Raw genomic sequence first — 25,813 nt, 5'->3', positions numbered from 1 at the left:
GGGGCTACCTGCTGATCCAGATCCGCTCGACCCGGTGCGCGACCGAGCCGATCAGCGGCCTGCCGGTCGATCCGTCCGGCAGCCGGTACTCGGCCAGGCCCTTGACGTTCGGCTTGGTGATGATCGCCGTGGTGGACAGGTGGTCGACCCAGATGAACGGCAGCGTCGCCCGCAGCCGCTGCTGGACGGTGGCGTAGGCCTTCTTGCGGGTGGCCTCGTCCAGGCTGCGGCGGCCCTGTTCGAGCGCCGCGTCGAGCTGCGGGTCGTTGACCCGGCTCATGTTGATGGAGATCTGGCCGGCCGGGCGGGCGAACCGGGAGTGCAGCCAGGAGTACTCGCCGTCCGGGTCGGCGGCGGTGAACTGCGTCCACACGATGGCGCCGTAGGCGCCGGTCAGCGCCCGCTGGATCAGGTCGGCCTGCTCGGCCTGCCTGATGGTGACCTCGACGCCGGCCTTGCCCCACATGTCCTGGACCAGTTCGGCGTTCTGCATCGAGGACTGGTCGGGCACCGACAGCAGTTCGAGCCGGATCGGGCCCTTGTCCCGCTCGTACTCGGCGACCAGGGCCTTGGCCCGGCCGAGGTCGTAGGCCGGATAGCCGCCGGGGGCGTACCACTTGGAGTCGGGGGACCAGGGGCCGTCGGCGGGCTTGGTGAGGCCGGAGCGCAGCGTCTTGATGAACGCGTTGCGGTCGGTGGCGTGCGCGAGGGCCTGCCGGACCCGCAGGTCGGCGGTCGGCCCGGCGGCGGTGTTGAGCATGAACGCCAGTTCCGGCACGGTCATCCCGGCGGCCTTGTAGACCCGGTACTGGCCCTGCTCGGCCAGCGCGCCGAACTTGGTGATGTCGTTGTCCCGCTGGGTGGCCATGGCGTTGAGCTGGCCGGACTCCAGCGTCTGCGCCTTGGTCTGGAAGTCGGGCAGGATGCGGAACTCGATCTGGTCCAGGTACGGCAGGCCCTTCTGCCAGTACCTGGGGTTCTTGCGGACCACGAAGCGGTTGTCGGGCGCGTAGCTGACGAAGACGAACGGCCCGGTGCCGACCGGCCGCCGGCTGGCGGTGGCGGGGTCGGCCAGCGCGGACGGCGGGATGATCATGCCGACCTGGGTGGCCAGCACGTTCGGGAACGCGCCCCACGGCTGGTTGAGGTGGACCTGCACGGTGTGGTCGTCGAGCACCTCGACGCCGCGCATCGGGGCCAGCACCGCCGCGGTCAGCGGCGAGGTCTTCTGCGCCTCCAGGTTGGCCTTGACGACCTGGGCGTCCAGTGCCTCCCCGGTGCTGAACACGACGCCCTTGCGGATCTTGATGGTCCACTGGGCGGCGTTCTCGGCGGGCTCGATGGACTCCGCCAGCAGCGGACGCCAGTTGCCCTGGGCGTCGATGACGGTCAGCGCCTCGATGACGCTGCCGGCCATCGCGTAGGTCTGGGGGGAGAACGAGTCCCGGACCGGGTTGAAGCCGTTGGCGTCCGCGCTCAGCCCGTACACCAGCCTCCCGCCGGGGACGGGACTGCCTTCGGGGCCGTTCGCGGTGCCGGCGGGCGACCCGCCGGTGCAGGCCGCGGTCAGTGTCGCGCCCAACGCGAGAGCCAGCAGGGGAAGTGCGGCCCGAGGGCCCCGGCGTGTGGTCATCACGTGTCGCACGTGCGTGCTGCCCCTCTCAGGTGTCCCGCTGTGTGATCGCCGTCACGGCGGTTCACCGATAGTACTATCGGCGAATTCGACGTCAATGGGTTGACTGATGATCATTTCCGTGCTGTGAACAGGGGAGACCTCGGCTGATCCGCCGGTAGGGTTATCGTCGGGACACAATCGATCAGGGAGTCCGATGCCCGATGTCACACTGAGCCGGCGCGAGGCCAAGGACCTGACCCGCCGCCGGCTCCTGCAGGCGGCCCTGCGCATCCTCGACACCGAGGGGGAGGCGGGGCTGTCGACGGGCGGCGTGTGCCGCCGGGCCGGCGTCGCCCAGTCCACGTTCTACGTGCACTTCCGCAACATGTCCGAGCTGCTGCAGGCGCTCGGCGAGGAGGCCGACCGCCGGGTCGGCCCGATGGTCCGCCAGGCCCGCCGCCGCTCCGGCCGGGAACCGCACAGCGCCGAACGGCTCCGCGAGGCGTTCCGGATCCCGCTGGAGGCGATGTGCGGGCATCCGGAGTTCTTCCGGCTGGGCCTGCGCGCCCGCTTCGACCGTTCCACCCCGCTCGGCGAGTCCGCCCGCCGCCGCGCCGCCGAGACCCGCTCCCGGCTGGTCGAGGACCTGGTCGAGGCGGGCCTGCCGGCCGACACCCCGGAGCAGGCCCGTCGCCTGGAGATGATGGCCGACGGCGTCACCGCCCTCACCGAGGCGATGGCCCTGGGACACCTCGAGGGCCGCTACCCCGACCTGGAGGAGGCGATCGACGTCCTGATCGCCTTCTTCTCCGGTGCCCGCGCCCAGCTCCTGGCCGCCCGCGACCGCACGTCGCCGGACGCCGCGTCCTGACGCGTTCCACGGGGGAGCGTGGCCCGGGGCCGCCCGCGCACCGGAAGGGCCGGGTCAGTGGGTGGCCTGCTCCGCGTTCTCCCGCAGGTTGAGGCGGCTCGCCAGGCCGGTGCGGGTCAGCAGGTGCAGGGGCTGGCCGTGCAGGCCCACCAGGACCAGGCGGCCCCCGCCCGAGTCCAGCCGGCGGTGCAGGGCCACCAGGGTGCCCAGCCCCGTCGAGTCGCAGAACTGCAGCTCCGTCATGTCCAGGACCAGCCGGAGCGTGGGGCGGGTCAGCGTCAGTCCGGTGACGTGTTCCTCCAGCCGGGGCGCGGTCGCCAGGTCCAGTTCACCCGTGATGCGGACGACCGTCCAGCCGTCCCGTTCGGTCTGCGTCCTGATGTCCAGCTGCGCCCACTCGCTCAGCACCGTCCTCACATCCCGTCCGCGCTATCTGGTGAATGTCACGGACCGTACGTACCCCGTGCTCCCGGAACATGCGTGTGGCGTATGTCCGACTCCGGCCGGGACGGGAGCGAGACGAGGGACGGACCGGCATCACTCCCGGTGAGCGGGGGCGGCCGTGAGGTCGCGCCAGCGGAACGTCTCGTCGCAGCAGGCGTCCAGCAGCGCGGCGTCGTGGCTGACCATGAGCACCCCCAGGTCCCGGCGGGTGCGGACGAGATGGACCAGCGCGGCGGCGCTGGAGGCGTCGAGCATCGCCGTCATCTCGTCGCACAGCAGGTAGCGGGGGCCGGAGCCGAGGGCGCGGGCGAGGCAGGCGCGCTGGAGCTGGCCGTCGCTGACCTCGTGCGGGCGGCGGCGCAGCAGCTCCGGGGTCAGCCCGACCAGTTCGGCCAGCCGGTCGGCCTCCTCGGGCGCGGCCCCGGCGGGCAGGTGGGCCGCCACGATCCGGCGCAGCGTGTGCCGGGGATCGACGGACGCCCGGGGATGCTGGAACACCACCCCGATCCGCCGCCGCAGCTCCGCCGGGGCCGCGTACCGGAAACGCGTCACCCGCTCCCCGTCCAGGCGGACCTGCCCGGCGTCGGGCTCGTGCAGCAACGCCAGCACGCGGATCAGCGTGGACTTGCCGCACCCGCTCGGCCCCAGCACGCCGATCATGCGGCCCTGCTCCAGCGTCAGCGACACCCCGCCCAGGACGCGCCGCCCCTTGCCGTATCCGGCGACCAGACCGGTGGCGCTCAGCACGAGACCTCCTTCTCGACCGGATGCGCGCAGGCCAGCACCCGTCCCGCCACCCGGCGGGGCGCGGGATCGTCCGTGCAGGTGTCGCGTCGCGGGCAGCGGGGCCGGAACACGCATCCCGCCGGCAGCGCCGACAGGTCCGGTGGATGACCGGGCAGCGGGCGGAAACCCCGCGCGGGGGTCGCGTCCAGCAGGCCCCGGGTGTAGGGGTGCCACGGGTCGGCGAACACCTCGTCCGCCGGGCCCTGCTCGACGATGCGGGACGCGTACATGACCGCGACGTCGGTGGCGACGCGTTCGGCGGCGGCCAGGTCGTGGGTGATGAGCAGCACCGCCCGCCCGTCGTCGGCGAGGCCGCGCAGCGCGTCGACGGTCCGTTCCACCAGCGGCCGGTCCAGCCCGTTGGTGGGCTCGTCGGCCAGGATCACCTCGGGGTCGCCGGCCAGGGCGAGCGCGAGCACGACCCGCTGCGCCATCCCGCCGGACAGCTCGTGCGGGTACCGGTCCAGGTCGGCGGGCCGCAGCCCGGCCCGTTCGGCCAGCCGGTCGGCCTCGGCGTCCAGGTCGCGAACGTCCGGGCGCAGCTCCCTCAGGGTCTCGGCGAGCTGGCTGCGGGCGGTGCGCACCGGGGTCAGCGCGGTGGCGGCGGACTGCGGCACCAGCGCGATCCGGCGGCCCCGCACCCGCCGCGCCAGGGTCCGTTCGCCCGCCGCCGACAGGTCCTCGGCGCCCAGCAGCACCCGGCCGCGGACCTCGGCGTTGCCCGGCAGCAGCCCCAGCAGCGCGGCGGCCAGCACGCTCTTGCCGCAGCCGCTCTCCCCGACCAGCGCCAGCAGCCGCCCCGGCTCCAGATCGAACGACACGTCGGTGACCGCCCGCACGACCGCGTCCCGCAGCCGGAACCGCACCGACAGTCCCCGGACGCCCAGCACCGCGGTCACAGCGCCAGCTCCGAGCGTCGCCGGGGGACCAGCCGGTCCCGCCACCAGCCCGCCAGGCCCGCCACCGCGAGCGTCACCGCCACCAGCGCCCCGGCCGGCGCGGCGATCGTCCACCAGGCGCCCAGCAGCACGTCGTCGCGGCTGTCGGCGACCATCGTGCCCAGGCTCGGCAGGTGCGGCGGCAGGCCCAGGCCCAGGAAGCTCAGCGCCGTCTCGTGCCACACCGCGTGCGGCAGCAGCAGCGCCGCCGCCAGCGCCGACTGCGGGGCCACGGCGGGCAGCAGGTGCCGGGACAGCACCGTCCACCGGGACGCCCCGCCGGAGATCGCCGCGTCGATGTACGGGCGGGTCCGCAGCGACAGCACCTGCGCCCGCACGATCCGGGCCACCGTCGTCCAGTGGGTCAGCGCGATCGAGGCGATCACCGCGACCAGCGACCCCCGGTACAGCGCCACGATCAGGATGCCCAGCAGCAGGTGCGGCACCGCGTTGATCCCGTCCACCAGCCGCATCACCACGGCGTCCACGAGCCCTCCGGCGGCGCCCGCGACCGCCCCCACCAGGGTGCCGAGCACGGTCGCCACCAGTGCGCAGGTCACCGCCACCACCAGCGAGACCCGGGTGCCGAGCGCGGCCCGCACCAGCACGTCCCGGCCCGCGTCGTCGGTGCCGAACAGGTGTTCCGTCCCCGGCGGCACCAGCACCGCGTCATAGTCGACCCTTCCCGAGGCGGCGTCCCCGGCGAGCATCGGCAGCACGACGGCCGCGGCGACCACCGACACCAGAACGCCCACCGCCGCGCCCAGCCGGACCTTGGCCGGCACCACGGCACCGGATCCGCCCGCGCCTCCGGGCCGCCGCCCGGCGGGCCGCCACGCGTCGGCCGTCATCCGCGCACCGTCCTCGGGTCGATCAGCGCCACCGCCATGTCGGCGAGCAGGTTCCCGGCCAGGACCGCGGCGGTCGCCAGCAGGGTCAGGGCGACCAGCAGCGGATAGTCGACGTTCAGCCCGGCCTCCACCATCGCCCCGGCGACGCCCGGCCAGGAGAACACCTCCTCCACCAGCACCACCCCGGTGACCAGCTCCGGCAGGCGGGTGCCCACGGTCGTCACGAACGGCAGCAGCGCCACCGGCAGGCCGTGCCGCAGCACCACCGTGCGTTCTGGCAGGCCCCGGGCGCGCGCCGCGGTCACGTGGTCGTCGGCGAGCGAGACCAGGAGCTGCTGCCGCAGGGTGAGGATCAGCCACGGCAACTGGGCGATCGCCAGCACCAGGGCGGGCAGCGCGAGATGGCGCAGGGTGGGGACGACGCCGCCGTCGGACGCCCCGCCCGCGGGCAGCAGCGGCAGCGCCACCGCGAACACCGCGATCGCCCCCAGCCCCAGCAGGAACGTCGGCAGGCCCTCCAGCGAGTGCGCCACGGCGACGACGGCGCGGTCGGCCCAGCCGCCGGGCCGCCATGCCGCGGTGACCCCCAGGGCGAGGGCGATGAGGACGGCCAGCGTCAGGCCGGCCCCCGCCAGCAGCAGCGTCCACGGCAGCCGCTGCGCCACCACCTCCGCGACCGGCTGGCCGAAGCTGCGGCTGACGCCCCAGTCCCCGGTGACCGCGCCGTGCAGCCAGTCCAGGTACTGCCGCCAGACCGGCTCGTCCAGGCCCAGCGCCTCCCGGGTGCGGGCGACGTCGGCCTCGGCGGCGGTGAAGATCCGGGTGCCGTAGTACTGGTACACCGGGTCGAACGGGGACGCCGCCCCCAGCAGGAACACCGCCACCGACACGGCCGGCAGCAGCGGAACCGCCACCGCCAGCCGGACCAGCGCCATCCGCCGCAGCGCCCGGGCCCTCATCGGCGCCACTTCTCGAGGTTCCACCAGGGACCCCAGGTGAGGACCCCGTGGACGTGCGGGTCGACCACCGGCTGGTAGCCGGACCATCCGTCGCGCACCACGTAGGTGTGCTCCAGGAAGACCAGGAACACCCACGGCGGGTTCTCGACCAGGCGGCGCTGCATCGTCCGGTAGGCGTCGGCGCGTTCGGACGGGACCAGGCTGGTGCGGCCCCGTTCCAGGGCGTCGTCGACGATCTCGTCCCGGTAGGAGCCCGGATTGTTGAACCCGTCCTCGGCCTGGGAGGAGTGCAGCAGGCCGTAGGCCACCAGATCGGGGTCCAGGGGCGTGCCGCCGCCCATCAGCAGCGCGTCACGGTCCATCCGGGGCTCGATCGCGTCCCAGCCGAGCCCGGCCAGGTCGACCTTGATCCCGACCCTGCCCGCGTCGCTGGCGAACGCATTGGCCAGCGCCTTGCGCACCGAGTCGTCGGCCGGATACATCAGGGTGAACCGGGCCTGCCGCCCGTCCTTGACGCGGATCCCGTCCGGCCCGGCCCGCCAGCCTCCGGCGTCCAGGATCCGCCCGGCCTCGTCCGGGTCGAACCGGAAGACCGCGCCGGGATCGGCGTACTCGCCCAGCGCCGGGGGGAGGGGCGTGTGGGCGGGGGTGCCGCGCCCGGCCAGCAGGGCCTTGATCATCCCCTCCCGGTCGGCGGCGAGGTTGAGCGCCCGCCGGATCGCCAGGTCGCCGGTGACCGGGTGCTTCTGCGGCAGCATGACGCCCCGGTAGTCGGCGCTGTCATGGCCGTGGACCGTCATCCCGTCGCGTCGTGCGAACGTCCCGGCCAGCGCGGGCGGCAGCACCGTGCCGTCGAAGTCGCCGCGCCGCATCCGCTGCGCCCGGGTGTTGTCGTCGGGAACGAACAGCACCGTGACGCGCTTGATCGCCGGAGCACCGTCCCAGTGGCGCTCGTGCGCGGTGAGCACCAGCCGCTCTCCGCGCCGCCACTCCGCCAGCCGGTACGGCCCCGTCCCGACCGGGCGGGTGTTCAGCGGGGAGGACTCCAGCGGCCCGCCGGTCAGCCTCTCCGAGGGCACGATCCCCAGCACGAGTTTGCGCACGAACGGCGCGTACCGGTGCCGCAGCCGGAACTCCACCGTGTCCGGCCCGGTCTGCCGCACCTGTGCCAGCATCCGGTACGACGACGCCAGCGGCGAGGCGGCGGCCGGATCCAGCAGCGTCCGGTAGGTGGCCACCACGTCCTCCGGCCCGAACGCCGACCCGTCGTGGAACGTCACCCCGGTCCGCAGCCGCACCGACCATGTCAGCCCGTCCGCGGACGGCTGCGGCACCTCCGCCGCCAGCGCCGGCCGCACCCTGCGCCGCGCGTCGTGCGTCACCAGCCCGTCGAAGATCTTGCTCATGCCGTCCTCGGCGAACCCCATCAGCGGGTTGAGCGTGTCGTCCTCGTACGGATCCGCCAGCACCACCCCGTCGTCGGCCGGCTCCCCGGGCGCCGAGCACCCCGCCAGCACTCCCGCCCCCACCGCCAGCGCCAGCACGGAACGGGACAGACCTCGCACACCCCTGCGCATGACCCAGGACGGTAATGATCATCCTTTGTTATTGCAACTTATTCGCAAGTGATACTCGTATGCATCAGGTCGTCCGGCGCGGAGGGGACGCCCGGGACGGCGGCGTGCGCGCTGCGGCGGGGCCGTGGCCCCACGGTCGCCGACGACGCGGCGGGACGGGGTAGGTAGGCTCAGAGGCATCTCTGACCGGTGTTTCCCCGCTATCAAAAGCTGCGGAGCGAACTGCATTCGGCCGGACGGGGAAGGAGGCCGCGCGGCGCGATCGCCGCGCGGCCTTCCTGGATCCGGCCCGTCCGCCGGGGGTTCTCGCGGGGGACGGGGCGAGCGGCCTTCGGGAAATCCTCAGGTTCGTTTCAGCCGGGGTTCCGCGTCGCCCGGGACAGTCGGTGAGGTTCCGGCGTTCGCCGTGCTCAGAGGCGCGGCGGCGGCCGGCAGGTCCCAGACCCATCGGCTTTCGAGGACTCATGACGAGTACGACCGGCCAAGTCCGACCGGATGCCGCCGTGCCGTTCCAGCCGCCCGCCGACGTGACGGGGGGAACGGCGGAAACGGTGACGGTGGAGATCGTCGTTCCGGTGCACAACGAGGAACGGGCGCTTGCGGGATGCGTGCGCACCCTCCACGGACATCTGCGAAAACGGCTGCCGTTCCGCTGGCGGATCACGGTCGCCGACAACGCCAGCACCGACCGGACGCTGCGGGTGGCGCGGGAACTGGCCGCCGAACTGCCCGGCGTCGGCGTCGTGCATCTCGACCGCAAGGGGCGCGGGCTGGCGCTGCGCACCGCGTGGAACGCCAGTGACGCCGACATCGTCGCCTACATGGACGTCGACCTGTCCACCGGGCTCGACGGGCTGCTGCCGTTGATCGCGCCGCTCGCCAGCGGGCACTCGGACCTGGCGATCGGCAGCCGGCTGGCCCCGGGCGCGCGGACCGTGCGGGGGCCGCGCCGGGAGCTGATCTCCCGCTGCTACAACACGCTGCTGCGGGCGGGCCTCGGGGCGCGGTTCAGCGACGCGCAGTGCGGGTTCAAGGCGGCGCGGGCCGAGGCGGTCCGGCCGCTGCTGGCGGTGACCTCCGACGACTCGTGGTTCTTCGACACCGAACTGCTGGTGCTGGCCGAGCACAACGGGCTGCGCATCCACGAGGTGCCGGTCGACTGGGTGGAGGACCTCGACAGCCGTGTGGACGTCGTCCGCACCGCCGTCGAGGACCTGCGCGGCATGTGGCGGCTGGCGCGGATGAAGGCGTCCGGAGCCGCCGACGCGGCGGTGCCGCGCAGGCCCGCGCCGTCGGCCGAGCATCCCGACGCGGTGCCGGGGTCCGGGTCGCTCCTGCTGTGGGAGCTGGGCTGCTTCGCGCTGATCGGCGTCTTCTCCACGGTGGGGCAGGCGCTGGTCTACTGGCTGCTGCGGCCCGCGCTGTCCGCGCCCCTGGCCAACCTGGTCTCGCTGGTCATCCTGACGGTCCTCAACACCGAGGCCAACCGGCGGCTGACGTTCCGCGGCTCCACGGCCGGGGCCGGCCGGGCGCATCTGGGCGCCGGGGCGCTGTTCCTCGTGGGGTACGCGGTCACCTCCGTGGCGGTGCTGCTGTTCCAGCGGCTCGTTCCGGACGCCTCGCACGCCGCCGAGGCCGTGGTGCTGGCCGCCACCTCGGTCCTGGTGACCGCCCTTCGTTTCGCCGTCCTGCGCACGGCCGTCTTCCGCCGCCGTTCCCGTTCCGAGAGGGCCTCCTCCTGATGAGCACGATGTCTCCCCAACAGACCGCCGCACCACCGCCCGCCGGTGAACGCGCCCGGCGCGCATGGGCGCCGAGGGCGGCGCTCGGCGCGATCCTCCTGCTGGCCACCGCCCTGTACGGGTGGGCGCTGGGCTCGCTGGGCCGGGGGAACGACTACTACTCGGCCGCGGTCAAGTCCATGGGGCTGAGCTGGACCAACTTCCTGTTCGGCGCGTTCGACCCGGCGGGCGTGGTCACCGTCGACAAGCCGCCCGCCGGGCTGTGGCCGCAGGTGATCGCCGCCAAGGTGTTCGGGCTGCACGGCTGGGCGCTGCTGCTGCCGCAGGTGGCCGAGGGCGTGCTGGCGGTGCTGGTGCTGCACCGGACGGTGCGCCGGTGGGCGGGGGAGCGGGCCGCGCTGATCGCCGCGCTGGTCCTGACGCTCACCCCGATCACCGTCGCCATCACCCGCAGCAACAACCTCGACACGCCGCTGCTCCTGCTGCTGGTGTGCGCGGCGTACGCGTTCACCCGGGCGGTGCAGGCGGCCACGGGCCGGGCGGCGACCTGGTGGCTGTGCGGGGCCGCCTTCCTCATCGGCTGCGGCTTCGTCACGAAGATGCTGGCGGCGTGGATCGTGCTGCCCGCGTTCGCCCTGGCCTGGCTGGCCGGGGCGGGCGGGCCATGGCTCGGCAGGGTGTGGCGGCTGCTGGCGGCGGGCGCGGTGCTGGCGGTGTCGTCGCTGTGGTGGGTCGTGCTGGTGGCGCTGTGGCCCGGCGACCGCCCCTACATCGGCGGCAGCACGGACGGCGGCGCCTGGGACCTGGTGATCGGCTACAACGGCCTGGGCCGGATCTTCGGCCAGGGCGGCGGCCGGGGCGGCGGCGGTGGCGGCCCCGGCGGGTTCGGTGGTGAGACCGGGCCGTTGCGGATGTTCAACGACCTGGTGGCCGGTCAGATCAGCTGGCTGCTGCCGGTGTCCGCGGTGGCGATCGTCGTGGCGGTGGTCCTGGCGGTGCTGCGCCGGCGGGGCCGGCTCCCGGCGGGCTCGACGCTCCCGGCGCACGGCTGGGTGCTGTGGAGCCTGTGGCTGCTGGTGTGCGCGGCCGTGTTCTCCATGCAGGAGGGGATCTTCCACGAGTACTACACCACCCAGATGGCCCCGGCGATCGGCGCGCTGTGCGGCGGGCTGGTGACCGCCCTGGTGCGGGCGCACCGCGCGGGGATCCGGTGGGCGCCCTGGGCCGGGGCGTTCGCGGTGGCCGTGACCGCCGGGTGGGCCGTCGTGGTGATCCGGCGCGTTCCGGACTGGCACGGGTGGCTGGTGTGGCCGGTGCTGGGGCTGGGGGCCGTGGCGGTGGCGCTGCTGGTCGCCGGGTTCTGGCGGCCGGGCCGGTTGCTGCGGGTAGGGGCCGTGGTGGGCCTGGCGGCGGTGCTGACGGCACCGGGCACCTGGTCGGTCCTGGAGTCGGCGAGTTCTGAGGGCGCCGGGGGCGCGGCCATCCCCACCGCCGGCCCCTCGGAAGGCGGTGGCGGACCGGTGATCCGGCGCCTGCCCGGCAACGGCGTTCCGGGAGGCATGCGTCAGGGGCCTGTGAGGGTGATCCGGCCCGGTGGACCTGCGCCCCAGGGGGCGAACGGCGGTGCTCCCCAGCCCGGGGCGCCCCCGCGGATCCGCGTCGGAGGTCCCGGCGGCGACGGCGGTGCGCTGTCCGCCGAGTCCCGCAGGATCCTCGACTACGCGGTGCGCAACTCCGGCTCGGCGCGGATCAAGCTCGCCGTCGAGGGCGGTGCGCGGGGGGTCTCGTCGTTCATCCTGAACACCGACCACACCGTGATCGGCATGGGCGGTTTCTCGGGCGGCGACGACGCGCCGTCCGTTCGGCAGCTCCGGCAGTGGGTCGCCGACGGCGAGCTGCGCTACGTCCTCGGAGGCGGGATGGGCGTGATGCGGGGGCCGTTCGATGACGGTGACAACCCCGCCGCCCAGCGTTCCGCCTGGATCAGGCAGAACTGCAAGCAGGTCCCCGCCTCCGCCTACGGCGGCACGGCCGCGCAGTCGGACGCGGACGGCCCCGGGGGCGCCGGGACGCTGTACGACTGCCGCGGCGGAGCGTGACGGAGTCCGGCACGAGGCCCGCCCCCGATGGGCCTCCGCGCCGGGCCCGCGAACCGGCGCAAAGGGAAAGGGTGGGGCGGGCACAGGCCCGCCCCACCGCTTCCCCCTGGTGCGCCAGGTCATCGGTGCGTCAGGACAGGTTCTTCTGCCGGACGTCCCACTCGGTGCCGCACAGGCCGCAGTTCGATCCGACGAACAGCTGCCCGGCGGCGGTGTCGCCCTTGAGCCGCCACTTCAGCCAGGCGGAGCCGACCCGGCCGAACTCGCCGCCGTTCGGCTGGCTGAACGTCCCGAAGTGGCCGACGTCCAGGTTGCCCATGAAGGCGGGCAGACCGGAGGGCAGCCGGTTCCAGTCGTCCATCGCGTTCTCGTAGGCGATGTCCGTCGGGCCGCCGATGAAGTACGCGATCGGGGCGTGCAGCCGGGACAGCCGCCAGTTCTCCGCGTCGCTCAGCATGCCGCTGTTGTAGAGGACGGTGGTGGTCACCCGCGGGTCCGCGGACGCCTCGTAGGCCTCGATCCCGCCGCAGGACTGGCCCATCACCGCGATCTTGGTGGTGTCGATCCTGCCGCGGTACTTGCTGCCGATCCGGGTGTTCTCGGCGATCGCCCAGTCGATGGCGTCGGTCAGCATCTCGGCGTCGGTCTGCCCGGTGCCGCCCGGCCGGCCGTTGGCGATCACCAGGAAGCCGTGCGAGGCGAACTCCTTGAGGATGTTCTCGAACCACGTCCCGTCGGCCCGGCACGCGCCGTTGCCCCAGGCCACGATCGGCATCCGGATGTTGGTCGGAATGTTCTCGGGCCGGTAGACGGTGTGGTTCCGCAGCCGGAGGGTGGTCTCGTAGTCGGCCGGGTAGGGACCGGAGCCGCCGGGGGCGGCGTACGCCGCCGGGGCGTTCAGCAGCGTGCCGATCAGCGTGAACGCGGCGGCCACCGTGATCACGCGCCGGACGAACCGTCCGAGGTTCATGCGGGGGACCTCCTCGATGTCGGGATGGGGACCGGCCCGGGCTCGGGGACCACAGGGGGGCGCCGGTCCCGTCGCCCGCCGGCGCGGCCGTCTGACATATGACATCTGCCGTGACGATCGCTGAGTGAACTGTCACCCAATGGCGGGGGCGGGGCAACGGTTCGCCCGCAGGACTGGTGAAACGAACAGCGCCGTTCCGGGCGGCCTGTGGGGCGCGCACAGATCCCCGCGCACGGCTCTGCGGGCACGGGTCTGCGGGCCGTGGGGAGCGCCCGGCCGGTGCGGCGTCGCGGCGTCACGGTGTACGCTGCGCGCCCATCGAGGAGGGCGCACGGGGCGTGCGCGAGCTGGGGTGAGCATGACGAGCGGGCAGACCGGCCGGGCCGGTCAGGAGATCACGCTTCCGCGCAGGCGGCACGGCCTGCAGCCGCAGCGGCTGCTGATCACCCTGTTCGGCGACTACTGGTTCGGCCGGACCGAGCACCTGCCGTCGGCCGCCCTGGTCGAACTGCTCGGCGAGTTCGGCGTCACCCCGGCGGCCGCCCGCGCCGCCCTCAGCAGGCTCGCCCGCCGAGGTGTGCTGGAGTCCTCCAGGAACGGCCGCCGCACCGGCTACGGCATCAGCGCCGAGGCCTTCGCCACGCCCACCCTCCGCCGGGGCGCCAAGCGCATCCTGTCGTTCGCCACCGGCCCCCGCCCCTGGGACGGCCTGTGGCGGATGGTGATCTTCTCCGTTCCCGAGGAGCAGCGCGACGCCCGGCACGCCGCCCGCGCCAGGCTCCGCTGGCTGGGCTTCGCCCCCCTGTACGACGGCGTGTGGATCTGCCCCCACGACAAGGCCGCCGACGCCGCCCAGTCCCTCACCGAGCTCGGCATCCGCGCCCACACCGTCATGACCGCCCGGACGGTGCCGGACATCCCCCAGGGAGTCCCCCCGATCAACGCCTGGAACCTGGACGACCTGAGGGCCCGCTACGACGCCTTCATCGGCGCCTGGGAACCCGTCCTCCGCCAGGCCCGCGACGGCGCCGTCCCCGCCGACGAGGCCCTCCGCGCCCGCACCGAGCTCATGTACGCCTGGCTGCACTTCCCCAGCCTCGACCCGGAGCTCCCCGCCGAGCTCCTGCCGCCCGACTGGCCCCGCGCCCGCGCGTACGAGATCTTCGCCGAGCTCTACGACTCCCTGGGCCCCCCGGCCGAGACCCGGGTCCGCCGGATCGTGGCCGCCCACGCCCCCGAACTGGCCCCCCTGGTCCGCCACCACGCCCACCGCGGACCCTGACCGGCCCGATCAGGGGGAGGCGGCGCCCAGGACCTCCCGGATCTCGTCGCAGTAGAGCTGGAACTTGCGCTGCTCCATGGGGGTGACCACCGACATCCTGTTGTGCACCATGGGGTTGCGGACCTTGGCCAGCAGCGAGAACCGCTCGTTCCAGTAGTTGCGGTCCCTCTTGAGGACCCGGCCGAAGATGTCCCAGTGCGAGGCCATCAGGTCGTACAGGTCGCGCGGGTAGGTGAAGTCCAGCAGGCGGGTCGAGGCGCGTGAGCCGAACGAGTTCGTCTCGCGGGCCATCTTCTCCTCGCACTGGTCCAGCATCGTGACGAGCTTGGGACGCGTCCGGCGCAACTCCTGCGGCCAGTCGGGGCCGTAGCGGTCCTCGAAGCCCCGCTCGATCAGGTCGCGCAGGCCGCGTTCCACGGTCATCCAGTTGTCCCAGTCGGCCACGTCCCGGCTCAGCAGGGCGAGGTACTCGTGGAAGTGGTCGGAGAAGGCCCGGTAGGAGTCGTCCCGCACCCGGAGCAGGCCGCGTTGCAGCAGGTGCAGCGCGTCGTTGGGGGTCACCGTCAGCTGGGGGCCGAGGACGATCTCCAGCAGGGCGCGCAGCCGGCCGTCCGCGCGCAGCAGTTCCTCCAGGTCGCGGTAGTAGTACTGGAACTCCGGGGGCATCGGGCCGGTCAGCGTCTCGATCTCCTCCGGCGGAGGGGGGACGCCGTCCCGGCAGGTCGCGCAGATCCGCTCCAGCAGCACGCTCGCCAGGTAGGGGTGGCCGCCGGTGAGCTCGCCCAGCCTGCCGGCCAGCGTCTCGTGCGGCCCGTCCGCCGGCAGCCGGTCGATCAGCGCCGCCAGCTCGGCGGAGTCGAAGCAGGTCAGGAAGATGGAGCGGAAGATGCCGGGGAAGGTCGACTCGGCCGGGTCGGCCATGTCCACGATCTCGCGCAGCTCCCGGCGGGAGGTGGTGACCAGGCCGATGTTGCAGTCCACGTTGTAGGCGATCTCGCGGAGCGCCTGGAAGGCGCCGGGCTGCGACTTGAAGGCCTCGCGCGCGGCGTCGAACTCGTCGAGCACCAGCACGACCCGCCAGTCCCGCCGCCGCACCAGCCGCAGGAACTCCTGGGCCTCGCCCTGCAACTCGGCCCAGTCCAGGTCCGCGGCGACCGCCCGTTCGTAGGCCCGGCCGAGCCGCGCGTCGACCTCGGGCGAACGTTCGCACAGCAGGTCCCAGACGTCCTCGACCAGCTGGCGGAACAGCCGGTGCGCCGAGCCCCGGACCCGGACGTTGATCCAGACGGGCAGCAGCCGGGGATGGTCCCGGCGGGTCTCGGGCCGCATGAACAGGTGGTAGGCCAGGCTGGACTTGCCGATCCGCGGCGGCCCGATGATGGCGGTGGCCCCGGCGGTCTGCTGCGCCAGCACCCGCTCCCGCAGCACCTCCAGCGGCCCGGTCCGGCCGACGTGCGCCTCGCCGTGCACGATGTGACCGACCGTGGCGAACGGGTTCCGCACGGGCGTGGACTGGGTGTCGGTCATGCCTGCTCCCGTCACGCCTTGCGGTGCCACAGCCACTCGGCGAACAACCCGACCTTGATCCGGTAGCGGTCCTCGGCCTCCCGCACGATCACGTTGCGGCGCATCAGGTCCTCCAGGACCCGGGGCCCGTCGGGCAGGTCGCGCGCCTTGCGGCCGTCCAGGTGCAGGTCGCGGCGGCGGCCGGTCAGGCAGACGTTCAGCACCTCCAGCACGGTGCCCGCGGGCAGGTCGCTGACGTCGGCGTCGCCGGGGGTGAGCAGGTTGTCGAACTGCTCCAGCGGGAGCGCCTGGTCGCCGCTGACCAGCGCGGTGGCGACCCTGTCGACGTCGGCCGGGCCGATCAGCATCTGCCGCTCGGCGTTCATGTGCTGGATGAGCCGGTTGCAGAACAGCTGGATGTAGTACGGGCTGCGGGCGGTCAGCTCCAGGATGCGCTGCACCGAGTCGCCCCGGTGGCGGTTCTCCCCGTTGTCCAGCCGCACCGGCACGGTGATCAGCTCCTCGGCCGGGCCGGGGTCCAGGTAGGACACCGGTTCCTGGCGGGCCACCTGGAACTCGTTCGGGAACGCCTTCAGGAAGCGGGGCATCAGGTCGTTGCCGGCGACTACGCTGCTGAACAGCTCGCTCTCCAGCATCGCCTTCCACGCCTTCATGAACTCGCGGGGCAGGTCGCCGCGCTCGATGACCGAGTACAGCACGGTGAACTCGTCCAGCAGCAGCACCAGCCGCCAGTTCCGGTAGTCCTGGCTGCGCCTCATCTGCCGCAGCATCCCGTGCATGTAGTCGTCGAAGAAGATCTGCGCGTCGCCGCTGTCCCGGAAGTCGCGGAGCGCGGGGCGCGGCAGGTCCAGGGCGGGCCAGCCCTCCTCCTCCAGGTCCTCCAGCTTCCGGAAGAACGCCCCGGCGATCATGTACAGCAGCCGGGCGTGGTCGAGGTTGGTGGCCAGCTTGCCCAGGTTGAGCTCGGCGGCGAGCACCGGCGGCTTGAGGGCCCGCCGCAGGTGGTGCAGCACCGACGACTTGCCCACCCGCTTCTGGCCGTAGATCACCACGCACTTGGCGTCGGGCCGCTCCAGCGCGTCCACCAGGGTCTGCAGCAGCTCCCCCCGGCCGTAGAACATGTTCTCGTCCTTGACCGGGGCGCCCTCGGAGTAGGGGTTGGGGATGGGCTTCCAGTCCTGCAGGTCGTCCAGCCGCAGGGACAGCGTGTCCGGCTCGGTGACGATGCGCTCGTCGGAGCGGACGGTGAACTCCAGCCGGTAGCGCAGCGTCACCAGCCGCTCCGCGATCGCGTGCGGCGTCACCACCAGCGGCACCGTGCAGCTCTCGCTCTGCTCGTCGCGCAGGCTGTGCGCGACCTGGATGGGCTCGGGCACCGGCCGGTAGTCGTCGGAGTTGTCCAGCACGCGCAGCATCACGTCCACGGCCGGGCTGCGCCGGGGCGGGTTCTTGACGCTGAGCTGCACCTGGATCGCCGAGGAGGCGTCGGGGACGTAGCTGGGCAGCACCTCGGTGACCTCCAGCCCGCTGGGCTCGGCCGCCCGCTGCACCTCGCCGAAGTGCGCGGTGATCGCCGCGTCCAGCTTGGCCAGCAGCGGCACCAGGTACTCCAGCGAGAGCCGGGTCGGATACCCCTCGATCTCCGTCACCAGCTGCCGCACCGCCGTGCGGATCTTGGACTCCAGCCGCTCCTGCTCCAGGTAGGAGGTCTGCTCCAGATAGCCGCGGACCTCGCCCAGGATCGTGGCCACGGCCTTGAGCCGGTCGATGTCGAGCTGCGTGGTGGGGGCGAGCTGGCGGGCCTGCTCCAGTTGCTGCTGGTCCTCGGCGAGCGTGCCGAGCGGGTCGCTGCGGTTCAGCGGCAGTTGCAGCGACTTGCGCTGCTCGTCCAGCTCCTGGCGCAGCCTGTGCAGCGCCTCCTGCCAGAAGGCGACGTACACGTCCTGGGTGCAGGCCGGGTTGGGCCGGCCGAGGTAGCCGCACAGCTCGTCGAACAGCAGGTTGCGGATCTCGGCGACCCGGAACGTGCGCGACACCAGCTCCTTGCGCACCGGGTCGGACTCGCTGGCCAGGTTCAGCAGCCCGAACAGCAGCGGCCGGCGCAGGCTCTCGATCTCCAGCACCCATTCCAGGCACTTCTCGAACGGCGGCTTGTCCTGCGGCTGCTGCCAGTTCGGGTCCAGGTAGGACAGCACGAACTGCTTGACCTTCAGCTCGCCCATCTCGTCCCAGGGGCCGAGGGCCACGGCCTGGGTGTAGTAGGTGCGCGTCACGTCGCCGTGCCGCCGTTCGGCGGCGCACAGGTCGCCCATGGCCGCGCCGAAGGCGCGCAGCGACCGGCGGAACAGGTCGTCGTCGGTCTGGTTGAGGTCGCGCAGGATGCGGGCCACCGAGAGGTTGTAGGCCGCCCGGTCGGCCGAGCGGCGCGCGCCCAGCTTGCGGATCAGCGCCTCCAGCTCCTGGACGTCCTTCTCGCTGAGCGTGCCCTCCTGCACCCGCAGCGGGTTCACCCCGGCGTACTCGCACCGGTCCAGGTGCAGCAGCAGCACGGGGCTGATCGAGCCCGGCTGCTCGGGGCTCCAGTCGGTCTTGGCCAGCAGCTTGTCGATGTTGTCCCAGATGCCGGTGCGCTCGGCCTTCTCCAGCTCCGCCCAGATGTCGCGGAACTCGGGGTTGCGCGGCCCGTGCCGCAGCAGCCGCTCGGCCGCGTTCCGGGCGCTGCGCGCGTCCCGCAGCTTGCGGTACGCCACGATCAGCCGTTTGAGCAGCCCGGTCCGCACCTGGCGGGAGTGGTCCTCCTCCAGCATCTGCTCCAGCAGCGCGGCCGCCTCCTCCCAGCGGCCCAGCGACCCGACGATCGTGATGATCATGTTCCGGTGCTGCAGCGTCTCCTTGACCTCGACGTTCGGGTCGCGCAGCAGCTCCAGCGCCTCCTCGCTGCGCTTGCGGCGGTGCAGCAGCCAGGCCAGGCTGCGCACCGCGCGCTCGATGTCGCCGCCCCGGGCGATCGTCTGGCGGTAGAGCTCCTCGGCCTTGTCCAGGTCCTTCTCCTGGGTCTCGGCCCGCTGCGCCTGCGCGTACAGGGACGCCCGGTTCTGGCCGGCCGGGGCTTTGACCGGGCGGCGCGGCGCGGGGGAGGAGCCGCCGGCCGGAGCCTTCTCCCGGCGCGCGACCTCGACGATCTCCAGCAGCTCGGGATGGCCCGGATGGTCGGCGAGCGCCCGCTGCGCGATCTTCAGCGCGTCGTCGAACCGGCCGAGATTGAGCTTGTTGCGCGCGGCGAGCACGTGCAGCCGGGGGTCGCCGGGACTGATCGTCTCGGCCGCCGGGCCCGGCGGGGCGGCCGCGGGAGCGGGCCGGGCCTGCGGCACGGCGGCGGGCGCGCCCGGATGGGGGGCCGCGGCGGCGGGCTGCGCCGGAGCGGACGACGTCGCGGCCGGGCGGTGCCGTTCCGCCGCTCCGGGCTCGAGGGCGTCGAGGACCTGGGCGAGGTCGTCCCACCGGGCGGTGGTCAGGGACAGCAGCGGCTCCAGGGCCGGCATCCGCTCGCGGGCCAGTTCCGCCACCAGGTACAGCCCGGCCCGCACCGCCACCGTCCGCTGCACGGCGCCAGCGTGCGCCGCGGCGAGCACCGGGACCGGCAGACGGGTGTCCCCGCTCCGCAGGACGAGGGCGAGGAAGGCGCACAACAGCCGGTCGTCGGTCTGCTCGGCGGGCGTCGTGCGGAGCCCCTCCCCGAGCGTGGCCGCGGCCTTCTCGACCTCGCCCCCGCGCAGGTGCAGCACGGCCAGGTCCCAGGCGTAGCGCCCGCCGTAGGGCGCGGCCCAGGTCATCCATTCGGCGGCCTGCCGCCGGACGGCGGCGGTGTCGCCGTGCTCCAGCAGCAGCAGCGCGGCCAGATGGTACGCAGGGGCGTATCCGCACTCGTCCGCCGCGGCGACCAGGTCGCGGATCGCCTGGCGCGCTCGGGCGGGCTCGCGCAGGGTGTTCGACGCCTCGAGCCGGTTCTTGACCCGGTTGAGGTGCTTTTCGACCTCCTTGGCGGCGGTGTAGGAGAGCCGGATCGCGGGATCCAGGCCGAAGACCGGCGCGGTCGTCTCGACCTGCTCCAGGTCGACCGCGAACTCCTCCCGCAGCCGGTCCCAGGCCGGCGACGGCGCCGCCGGCGCGGGCGGCGGGACCGGCCGGGCGGCCGGCGGGGACTCCGGCGCCTGCGCCGGGGTCCGGGCCGCCTCGATCTGCTCGATCGAGCCGGCCTGCACGATCGCGGGCCCCGTCTCGGTCATCAGGACCAGGCTGTCGGTGTCGGTGTCGATCACCTCCAGCCGGCCCCGTACGGACCGCCCCCCGCTCCGATGAACAATGATGTCCGAGCCGACGGAATACCATCGCCGGACAAGCCCCAGATCCACGGACAAACCCTAACCGGCCGCGAATGAAAGAGCCCGCCTTTTGCGGACACTCCCCTTTGATACCGGCCGAATTGCGAATAAGGGCTGCTTTCGGGCACGCCGTCATCCGGCCGCGGCGAACTGCGAACGGCGGCGCCCGCGACGGCGCCTGCGGCCGCTCGTCCACTCGTCGGCGAGGTACGCGAGCAGTTGACGGATCAGGTCGGCGTTCTCGTCGTGGTCGCCCGGCTCGGCCTCGAACCGCGCCAGGGCGCGGCTGACGATCCAGATCGCGTCGTGCAGACGGCCCAGCCGGCCGTAACACGCCCCCAGTCCGACGGCCGCCATGACCGAAACATTGTGGCGTGGGCTGTAGTTCCGCTCGATCACCGCCAGCAGCCGTTCGTACTCGTAGGCGGCGCGCTCGTGATGTCCCAGCTCCATACAGCGCGTGGCGAAAAGAAAGCAGGCGGGGAGCGTGGAATCCATCGCGGGATCGCACCGGGCCGCGTCGGCGACGAGCCGTTCGAGTTCGGCGAACGCGGGAACGTCCTCGAGCGCCAGCCTGCGGAAACGCACCAGGACGGCCATCGGGTCGCCGGGGTCGGGCGAGCGCTCGATCGCCGTGAGGATCCGGTCGAACAGGACCAGCGCCTTCTCGGCCCGTTCCCGGACGGCCTGCCGGTGGGCGGGAGGCAGGGCCACCGAGGTGCCGTCGCCCAGCGAGGTGAGGATCCCCTCGGCGATCAGAGCGTCGAGGCGTTCGCCGGCCGGCAGCAGGTCTCGCCGGACTCCGATCGGCGACAGCATCGCCAACGTCCGCAGCAGCGGGCCGCCGGCATGCTCGGCCGGCGGCGGCGGTGCGTCCGGCGCCTCCGGCACCTCGATCACCGCGCCGGCGTCGCCGGACGCGAAGCCGCTGGAAGCAGCCCTAGAAGAGTATTCTAGAATCCTGTTCGCCGGGGTCGGCGTCCCGCCGGCCACACCTGCACCCAGCCACAGGAAGGGAGCGCGCCGTGCGCCGGACGCTGTTCAACGAGGACCACGAGGCCTTCCGGGAGACCATCCGGGACTTCATCCAGTCCGAGGTCGTCCCCGTCTACGACGAGTGGGAGGCCGCCGGTCACCCGCCGCGCGACTTCTACTACAAGCTCGGCGAGCTGGGCGTCTTCGGCATCCAGGTGCCCGAGGAGTACGGCGGCGCGGGCGAGACCAGCTTCAAGTACCAGGCGATCATCTCCGAGGAGTGCGCCCGCGCCGCGGTGAGCTTCGGCGGCTACGGCGTGCACGTCAACCTGGTGCTGCCCTACCTGCTCAAGTACGCCAACGAGGAGCAGAAGAAGCGCTGGCTGCCGCCGTTCGTGTCCGGCGAGATGATGACCGCGATCGCGATGACCGAGCCCGGCACCGGCTCGGACCTGGCGGGCATGCAGACCACCGCCCGGCGCGACGGCGACCACTACATCCTCAACGGCGCCAAGACCTTCATCACCGGCGGCGTGCTCGCCGACCGGGTGCTGGTGGTGGCGCGCACCTCCCCGCCCACCCCGGAGAACCGCCGCGCGGGCCTGTCGATCCTGGTCGTGGACACCAAGAGCGAGGGCTACTCGGTGGGCCGCAAGCTGGAGAAGATCGGGCTGCGCAGCTCCGACACCGCCGAGCTGTCGTTCAGCGACGTGCGCGTCCCGGTGGAGGACCTGCTCGGCGAGGAGGGGCGCGGGTTCGAGTACCTCACCCACAACCTGGCCGAGGAGCGCCTGGGCATCGCGGTCGCCTCCTACGCCTCGGCCGCCGCCGCCGTCGAGTTCGCCAAGAAGTACGTCCAGGAGCGCACCGTCTTCGGCAAGACGGTCTCCTCGTTCCAGAACACCAAGTTCGTGCTGGCCGAGTGCGCGACCGAGGTCGAGGCCGCCCGCTCGATGGTGGACCGCGCGATCGAGGCCCTGGACGCCGGTGAGCTCACCCCCGCCGACGCCGCCATGGCCAAGCTGTTCTGCACCGAGGTACAGGCCCGGGTCGTCGACAAGTGCCTGCAGCTGCACGGCGGCTACGGCTACATCCTGGAGTACCCGATCGCCCGCCTGTACACCGACGCCCGCGTCGCCCGGATCTACGGCGGCACCAGCGAGGTGCTCAAGACCATCATCGCCAAGTCGATCGGCGTCTGAGCGCGGACGGCGCCCGGGGCCGCCCCCGCCGCCGAGCCCGCCGGGCTCAGCGGCGGGGGCCGGTCTCCAGCGCCGCGCGGTCCCAGCCGCCCAGTTCGGCGGCCGAGGCATAGGTGGCGTCCAGGAACTCCGCCAGCATCCGATCCGGGTCCGCCGCGTCGGCCACCGCCTCGTACGGGAGCAGGAACTGGCGGTACTCCGGGCTGTAGAACGCCGCGGCCGGACCGGCGGGCCGGTCGGCGTAGCCGTCCGGTTCGGGGTAGGCGTAGGCGTAGAACGCGCCCTCCTCCCCGCCGCCGGGCCAGAATCCGCAACTGGCCACCTCGTGCGAGTAGCTCTCGGTCATCACCCAGTCCGGGCAGTTGGGGAAGCCGCCGGGGTGCGGCGGGGCGGGTCGTCCGGAGAACCGGGTGCAGGCCAGGTCGAAGGAGCCCCAGAAGAAGTGCACCGGGCTGACCTTGCCGACGAAACCCGACCGGAAGCGGCCGAGGACCCGATGGGCCTGCAGGAGCTGGCGCCAGAACAGCCGCGCCGCCTCCGGGTCGTACGAGGCGTGCCGGTGGTCCTCCTCGAAGGGGATGGCCTGCTCCACCTCGTTGGGCCTGGTCCGGATGCGCGTGGGGATCCCCAGCTCCTCCAGCACGGCCATGACCTCGGCATAGAACCGTGCGACCGGTTCGGGCCCCAGCGCCACCCGGCGGACGTCGCCGTCGCTGACGCGGACGCGCAACTGGTGGTCGAGGAAGTCGAACCCGATGTCGAAGGCCCCGTCCCCGTACGGGATCGCCGACGTGGTCAACCCGCGGGGCCCGACGTACAAGGTGACGTGCCACCAGTGGTTGAGCGGCGGGGTGTGGGCCATCCGGATCTTGCCGACGATCTGGGTCCACATGTGCAGCGTGTCGCGGGTCTCGGTCCAGTCCGACACCCGCAACCGCGGCCATGCCGATGCGCCCCGCCCGTTCCGGGACACCTTCTGCTCGGTCATCTCCCCTCCCGCCGCCGTGGCCGGCACCGGTACGGCCCCCTCGTGGCCTTCTGGCCCCTCCTCCGGCCTATGCCCCGTACCGGGAGGCGGAACGCCTTGACGTCACCGCGACGGGGACCGGGACGAGGCGGACCGGATGCGGCGTTCCCCGGCGGGCATCATCTTTGGAAGCGCACCGCGAGGGAGGGTTCATGCCGACCGACCAGCACGGCCTGACGATCGGCTCGGCGAGCGGCGCCGCCGTTCGGCACTACGACAACGCGATCCACGAGCTGCTGCACTTCCGCCCGGAGGTCGTCGCCGAGGCGCGCGCCGCCCTGGAGGAGGACCCCGGGTTCGTCCTGGGGCACGTGCTGTCGGCGTACCTCGGGGTGCTGAGTACCGAGGCGGACAATGCCCGGGCGGCGCGGGAACGGTTCGCGGGGTTCCGCGCCGGGGTGGACGCGTCCGGCCTGTCGCCGCGGGAACGGGCCCATCTCGAGGCGGTCGAGCACCTGCTGGACGGGGACTTCGGGACATGCGGGGCCCTGCTCGCGCGCATCACCGAAGAGCACCCCAGGGACGCCCTGGCGCTGATCGCGGGACACCAGATCGACTTCTTCACCGGTGACGCCCGTTCGCTGCGCGACCGGATCGGGAAAGCCCTGCCGGCCTGGCACGAGGACGACCGGCACTTCGGCCAGATCCTGGGCATGTACGCGTTCGGGCTGGAGGAGACCGGTGACTACGACCGGTCGGAGGAGGCGGGCCTGCGCGCGGTGGAGCTCGACCCCAAGGACGTGTGGGGCATCCACGCCGTGGCGCACACCTACGAGATGCAGGGCCGCTTCCGGAAGGGGATCGACTACCTCGACGCGAGGCTGGCCGACTGGTCGACCGGCACGTTCTTCAACGTGCACACCTGGTGGCACTACACGCTGTACGCGCTGGAGGCCGGGGACACGGCACGGGCACTGGACGTCTACGACGCCGTGCTGCACGGGCCGGAGGCCGCCGAGACCGCGTTGCAGCTGGTGGACGCGTCGGCGCTGCTGTGGCGTCTGCTGCTGGAGGGCGACGACCAGACCGCGCGGTGGAAGGCGCTGGCCGACGCGTGGACGCCGAAGATGGACGAGCCGTTCTACGCGTTCAACGACGTGCACGCGGTGATGGCCTTCGTCGGTGCCGGGCGGTTCACCGAGGCCGACAGGCTGATCGCCTCCAGGGAGTCCGCTGCGGCCTCCGGTCGTCTCGGTGTCAGCAACCATGCGATGACCGTCCGGGTCGGCCTCCCCGTGTGCCGGGCGCTGGTCGCCTACGGACGAGGCGACCACGACGGCGCGGTGGAGGCGCTGTATCCGATCAGGCACCGTCTGAACGAGTTCGGCGGCAGCCACGCCCAGCGCGACGCCGTGCAGAAGACGCTGCTGGAGGCGGCGCTCAGAGGCGGGCGCCTCGACCTGGCCCGGACGCTGGTGGGCGAACGGATCGACCTCCGGCCGAGCAGCCCGTTCAACTGGCTCAAGCACGCCGCGGTCGCCGAGAGGCTGGGGGACCGTGCCGCCGCTGCCGCCGCCCGGTCCCGCGCGGCCGGACTCCGGGCCGCCACGGATCTCTAGGCTGCGGGCATGGGAGAGATCCTGGTCGGCACCTCGTCATGGACGGACAAGACCCTGCTCGACTCGGGCTGGTACCCGCCGGAGGCCAGGACCGCCGAGGACCGGCTGCGGTTCTACGCCTCCAGGTTCCGGCTGGTCGAGGTGGACTCGACCTACTACGGCCCGCCCGCCGAACGAACGGTCGCCCTGTGGCGGGACCGCACGCCGGAGCGCTTCACGTTCAATGTCAAGGCGTTCTCGCTGCTCACCGGGCACCCGACCCGGCCGGGCGCCATGTACCGGGATCTGCGGGACCGGCTCCCCGACAAGAAGACCCTGTATCTGAAGGACGTTCCCGAGGACGTCGTCGAGGCGGTGTGGCAGCGCTTCCTCGGCGCGCTGCGCCCCCTGCACGAGGCCGGCAAGCTGGGCGCGATCCTCTTCCAGTTCCCCGGCTGGTTCCCGTTCGGCGAACGCGGCCGCAGCTACATCCTCCAGGTCAAGGAACGCTGCGCGCCGATGCGGATCTGCGTGGAGTTCCGCAACGCCACCTGGATGACCGCGGAGAACCGGCCCGCCACCCTGGACTTCCTGACCGAGCACGACCTGGCGTACGTGAGCGTGGACATGCCCCAGGGGCACACGACATCGATCCCCCCGGTGCTCGCGGCCACCAGCGACCTGGCCGTCGTACGCTTCCACGGCCACAGCGAACGCTGGACCAGCGGCGACATCCGCGAACGGTTCGCCTACCTCTACAGCCCGGACGAACTGCGCACCTGGGCGTCCCGCCTGAAGACCCTCGCCGAACGCACTAAGACCACGCACGTCCTGTTCAACAACTGCTGCGCCGACCACTCCCAGCAGAACGCCGCCCAACTGGCCGCCCTCCTCACCGAGGACCCCGTCCCCCCATCACCGTGACCGGCACGCCCTCGTTCACGTCCGCGGTCAGTCCCGTGCGGCTGGGACAGGGCTTTTGGGTCAAGCGTGCAGGGATCGCCGGGCGGCGGCCCTGGGGTGGGCCG

The 25,813-nt window shown here is 72.9% G+C and carries 19 protein-coding genes; 7 read left to right on the top strand and 12 right to left on the bottom strand.

Translation table 11 applies throughout. From position 1 onward, the window contains the following. Positions 1–4: 4 nt before the first annotated feature. Positions 5–1,582, bottom strand: coding sequence for an ABC transporter substrate-binding protein (locus tag HNR21_RS02235; RefSeq protein ID WP_182703823.1), 1,578 nt, complete (start codon positions 1,580–1,582; stop codon positions 5–7). A gap of 247 nt (positions 1,583–1,829) precedes the next feature. Between HNR21_RS02235 and HNR21_RS02230 the strand changes: the two genes are divergently transcribed. Beyond that, positions 1,830–2,486 carry a TetR/AcrR family transcriptional regulator gene (locus HNR21_RS02230; protein WP_182703822.1) on the top strand — a complete coding sequence of 219 codons (657 nt, stop codon included), beginning with the start codon at positions 1,830–1,832 and terminating at the stop codon, positions 2,484–2,486. A 54-nt stretch (positions 2,487–2,540) separates the two neighbouring features. Here HNR21_RS02230 and HNR21_RS02225 read toward each other — a convergent pair whose 3' ends face one another. From HNR21_RS02225 to HNR21_RS02200, 6 genes are all read right to left on the bottom strand, one after another. Beyond that, positions 2,541–2,903 (bottom strand): STAS domain-containing protein, encoded by a 363-nt coding sequence (locus tag HNR21_RS02225; protein ID WP_220500011.1) that lies wholly within the window; start codon positions 2,901–2,903, stop codon positions 2,541–2,543. Between the two features lie 120 nt (positions 2,904–3,023). Then, positions 3,024–3,677 (bottom strand): ABC transporter ATP-binding protein, encoded by a 654-nt coding sequence (locus tag HNR21_RS02220; protein ID WP_182708995.1) that lies wholly within the window; start codon positions 3,675–3,677, stop codon positions 3,024–3,026. Continuing rightward, on the bottom strand, positions 3,671–4,615 hold the full coding sequence (locus HNR21_RS02215) for an ABC transporter ATP-binding protein (RefSeq protein ID WP_182703821.1): 945 nt from the start codon (positions 4,613–4,615) through the stop codon (positions 3,671–3,673). The genes HNR21_RS02220 and HNR21_RS02215 overlap by 7 nt, the downstream gene beginning before the upstream one ends. Continuing rightward, positions 4,612–5,505, bottom strand: a complete 894-nt coding sequence (locus HNR21_RS02210) for an ABC transporter permease (RefSeq protein WP_182703820.1) — start codon at positions 5,503–5,505, stop codon at positions 4,612–4,614. Before HNR21_RS02210 ends, HNR21_RS02215 begins: the two co-directional genes overlap by 4 nt. Then, positions 5,502–6,464, bottom strand: coding sequence for an ABC transporter permease (locus tag HNR21_RS02205; RefSeq protein WP_220500010.1), 963 nt, complete (start codon positions 6,462–6,464; stop codon positions 5,502–5,504). Before HNR21_RS02205 ends, HNR21_RS02210 begins: the two co-directional genes overlap by 4 nt. Next, positions 6,461–8,041 (bottom strand): ABC transporter substrate-binding protein, encoded by a 1,581-nt coding sequence (locus HNR21_RS02200; RefSeq protein ID WP_182703819.1) that lies wholly within the window; start codon positions 8,039–8,041, stop codon positions 6,461–6,463. Before HNR21_RS02200 ends, HNR21_RS02205 begins: the two co-directional genes overlap by 4 nt. A gap of 503 nt (positions 8,042–8,544) precedes the next feature. Between HNR21_RS02200 and HNR21_RS02195 the strand changes: the two genes are divergently transcribed. Together HNR21_RS02195 and HNR21_RS02190 are read left to right on the top strand one after the other, a co-directional pair. After that, positions 8,545–9,783, top strand: a complete 1,239-nt coding sequence (locus HNR21_RS02195) for a bifunctional glycosyltransferase family 2/GtrA family protein (RefSeq protein WP_312880785.1) — start codon at positions 8,545–8,547, stop codon at positions 9,781–9,783. An 8-nt stretch (positions 9,784–9,791) separates the two neighbouring features. Then, positions 9,792–11,882: an ArnT family glycosyltransferase gene (locus HNR21_RS02190; RefSeq protein WP_220500009.1), complete on the top strand. Its 2,091-nt coding sequence runs from the start codon at positions 9,792–9,794 to the stop codon at positions 11,880–11,882. Positions 11,883–12,012: 130 nt separating this feature from the next. On the opposite strand, the gene HNR21_RS02185 is transcribed toward HNR21_RS02190, so the two are convergent. Next, the gene (locus HNR21_RS02185; protein WP_182703816.1) at positions 12,013–12,852 is read right to left on the bottom strand and encodes a poly(ethylene terephthalate) hydrolase family protein; all 840 of its coding nucleotides are present in this window, start codon (positions 12,850–12,852) and stop codon (positions 12,013–12,015) included. Positions 12,853–13,210: 358 nt separating this feature from the next. Between HNR21_RS02185 and HNR21_RS02180 the strand changes: the two genes are divergently transcribed. After that, positions 13,211–14,134 (top strand): PaaX family transcriptional regulator, encoded by a 924-nt coding sequence (locus HNR21_RS02180; protein WP_182703815.1) that lies wholly within the window; start codon positions 13,211–13,213, stop codon positions 14,132–14,134. A 9-nt stretch (positions 14,135–14,143) separates the two neighbouring features. Here the strand turns inward: HNR21_RS02180 and HNR21_RS02175 are convergent, their stop codons facing one another. The 3 genes from HNR21_RS02175 to HNR21_RS02165 all read right to left on the bottom strand — a co-directional run bounded on the left by HNR21_RS02175 (position 14,144) and on the right by HNR21_RS02165 (position 20,943). Further along, positions 14,144–15,661: an AAA family ATPase gene (locus HNR21_RS02175; RefSeq protein WP_182703814.1), complete on the bottom strand. Its 1,518-nt coding sequence runs from the start codon at positions 15,659–15,661 to the stop codon at positions 14,144–14,146. Positions 15,662–15,672: 11 nt separating this feature from the next. After that, a complete protein-coding gene (locus HNR21_RS36270) occupies positions 15,673–19,980 on the bottom strand; it encodes an AAA family ATPase (protein WP_220500008.1) in 4,308 nt (1,435 codons plus the stop codon). A 195-nt stretch (positions 19,981–20,175) separates the two neighbouring features. Next, entirely contained in the window at positions 20,176–20,943 is a 768-nt protein-coding gene (locus HNR21_RS02165; RefSeq protein ID WP_182703813.1) for a tetratricopeptide repeat protein, read from the bottom strand. A 125-nt stretch (positions 20,944–21,068) separates the two neighbouring features. Between HNR21_RS02165 and HNR21_RS02160 the strand changes: the two genes are divergently transcribed. Beyond that, a complete protein-coding gene (locus HNR21_RS02160) occupies positions 21,069–22,220 on the top strand; it encodes an acyl-CoA dehydrogenase family protein (protein ID WP_182703812.1) in 1,152 nt (383 codons plus the stop codon). 46 nt (positions 22,221–22,266) lie between these two features. Here HNR21_RS02160 and HNR21_RS02155 read toward each other — a convergent pair whose 3' ends face one another. After that, complete coding sequence (locus tag HNR21_RS02155) at positions 22,267–23,208, bottom strand: DUF5996 family protein (RefSeq protein ID WP_182703811.1); 942 nt, start codon at positions 23,206–23,208, stop codon at positions 22,267–22,269. A 191-nt stretch (positions 23,209–23,399) separates the two neighbouring features. Here HNR21_RS02155 and HNR21_RS02150 point away from each other — a divergent pair, with 191 nt between their 5' ends. Together HNR21_RS02150 and HNR21_RS02145 are read left to right on the top strand one after the other, a co-directional pair. Then, positions 23,400–24,806: a tetratricopeptide repeat protein gene (locus HNR21_RS02150; protein WP_182703810.1), complete on the top strand. Its 1,407-nt coding sequence runs from the start codon at positions 23,400–23,402 to the stop codon at positions 24,804–24,806. Positions 24,807–24,815: 9 nt separating this feature from the next. Continuing rightward, positions 24,816–25,709 carry a DUF72 domain-containing protein gene (locus HNR21_RS02145; RefSeq protein WP_182703809.1) on the top strand — a complete coding sequence of 298 codons (894 nt, stop codon included), beginning with the start codon at positions 24,816–24,818 and terminating at the stop codon, positions 25,707–25,709. Positions 25,710–25,813 lie beyond the last annotated feature (104 nt).

Origin of the sequence: Thermomonospora cellulosilytica (genome assembly GCF_014138835.1) — a bacterium.
Classification (GTDB): domain Bacteria; phylum Actinomycetota; class Actinomycetes; order Streptosporangiales; family Streptosporangiaceae; genus Thermomonospora; species Thermomonospora amylolytica.
Note: the sequence above shows the minus strand (reverse complement) of the source record. Positions and strands in the feature narration are given on the sequence as shown.

Bases quoted from the DNA above. Each gene is read 5' to 3' on its own strand.
- HNR21_RS02200 (WP_182703819.1), bottom strand. From the start codon at position 8,041: ATGCGCAGGGGTGTGCGAGGTCTGTCCCGTTCCGTGCTGGCGCTGGCG.
- HNR21_RS02190 (WP_220500009.1), top strand. From the start codon at position 9,792: ATGTCTCCCCAACAGACCGCCGCACCACCGCCCGCCGGTGAACGCGCC.
- HNR21_RS02180 (WP_182703815.1), top strand. From the start codon at position 13,211: ATGACGAGCGGGCAGACCGGCCGGGCCGGTCAGGAGATCACGCTTCCG.
- HNR21_RS02230 (WP_182703822.1), top strand. From the start codon at position 1,830: ATGCCCGATGTCACACTGAGCCGGCGCGAGGCCAAGGACCTGACCCGC.
- HNR21_RS02210 (WP_182703820.1), bottom strand. From the start codon at position 5,505: ATGACGGCCGACGCGTGGCGGCCCGCCGGGCGGCGGCCCGGAGGCGCG.
- HNR21_RS02155 (WP_182703811.1), bottom strand. From the start codon at position 23,208: ATGACCGAGCAGAAGGTGTCCCGGAACGGGCGGGGCGCATCGGCATGG.
- HNR21_RS02175 (WP_182703814.1), bottom strand. From the start codon at position 15,661: ATGACCGACACCCAGTCCACGCCCGTGCGGAACCCGTTCGCCACGGTC.
- HNR21_RS02145 (WP_182703809.1), top strand. From the start codon at position 24,816: ATGGGAGAGATCCTGGTCGGCACCTCGTCATGGACGGACAAGACCCTG.
- HNR21_RS02150 (WP_182703810.1), top strand. From the start codon at position 23,400: ATGCCGACCGACCAGCACGGCCTGACGATCGGCTCGGCGAGCGGCGCC.
- HNR21_RS02205 (WP_220500010.1), bottom strand. From the start codon at position 6,464: ATGAGGGCCCGGGCGCTGCGGCGGATGGCGCTGGTCCGGCTGGCGGTG.
- HNR21_RS02185 (WP_182703816.1), bottom strand. From the start codon at position 12,852: ATGAACCTCGGACGGTTCGTCCGGCGCGTGATCACGGTGGCCGCCGCG.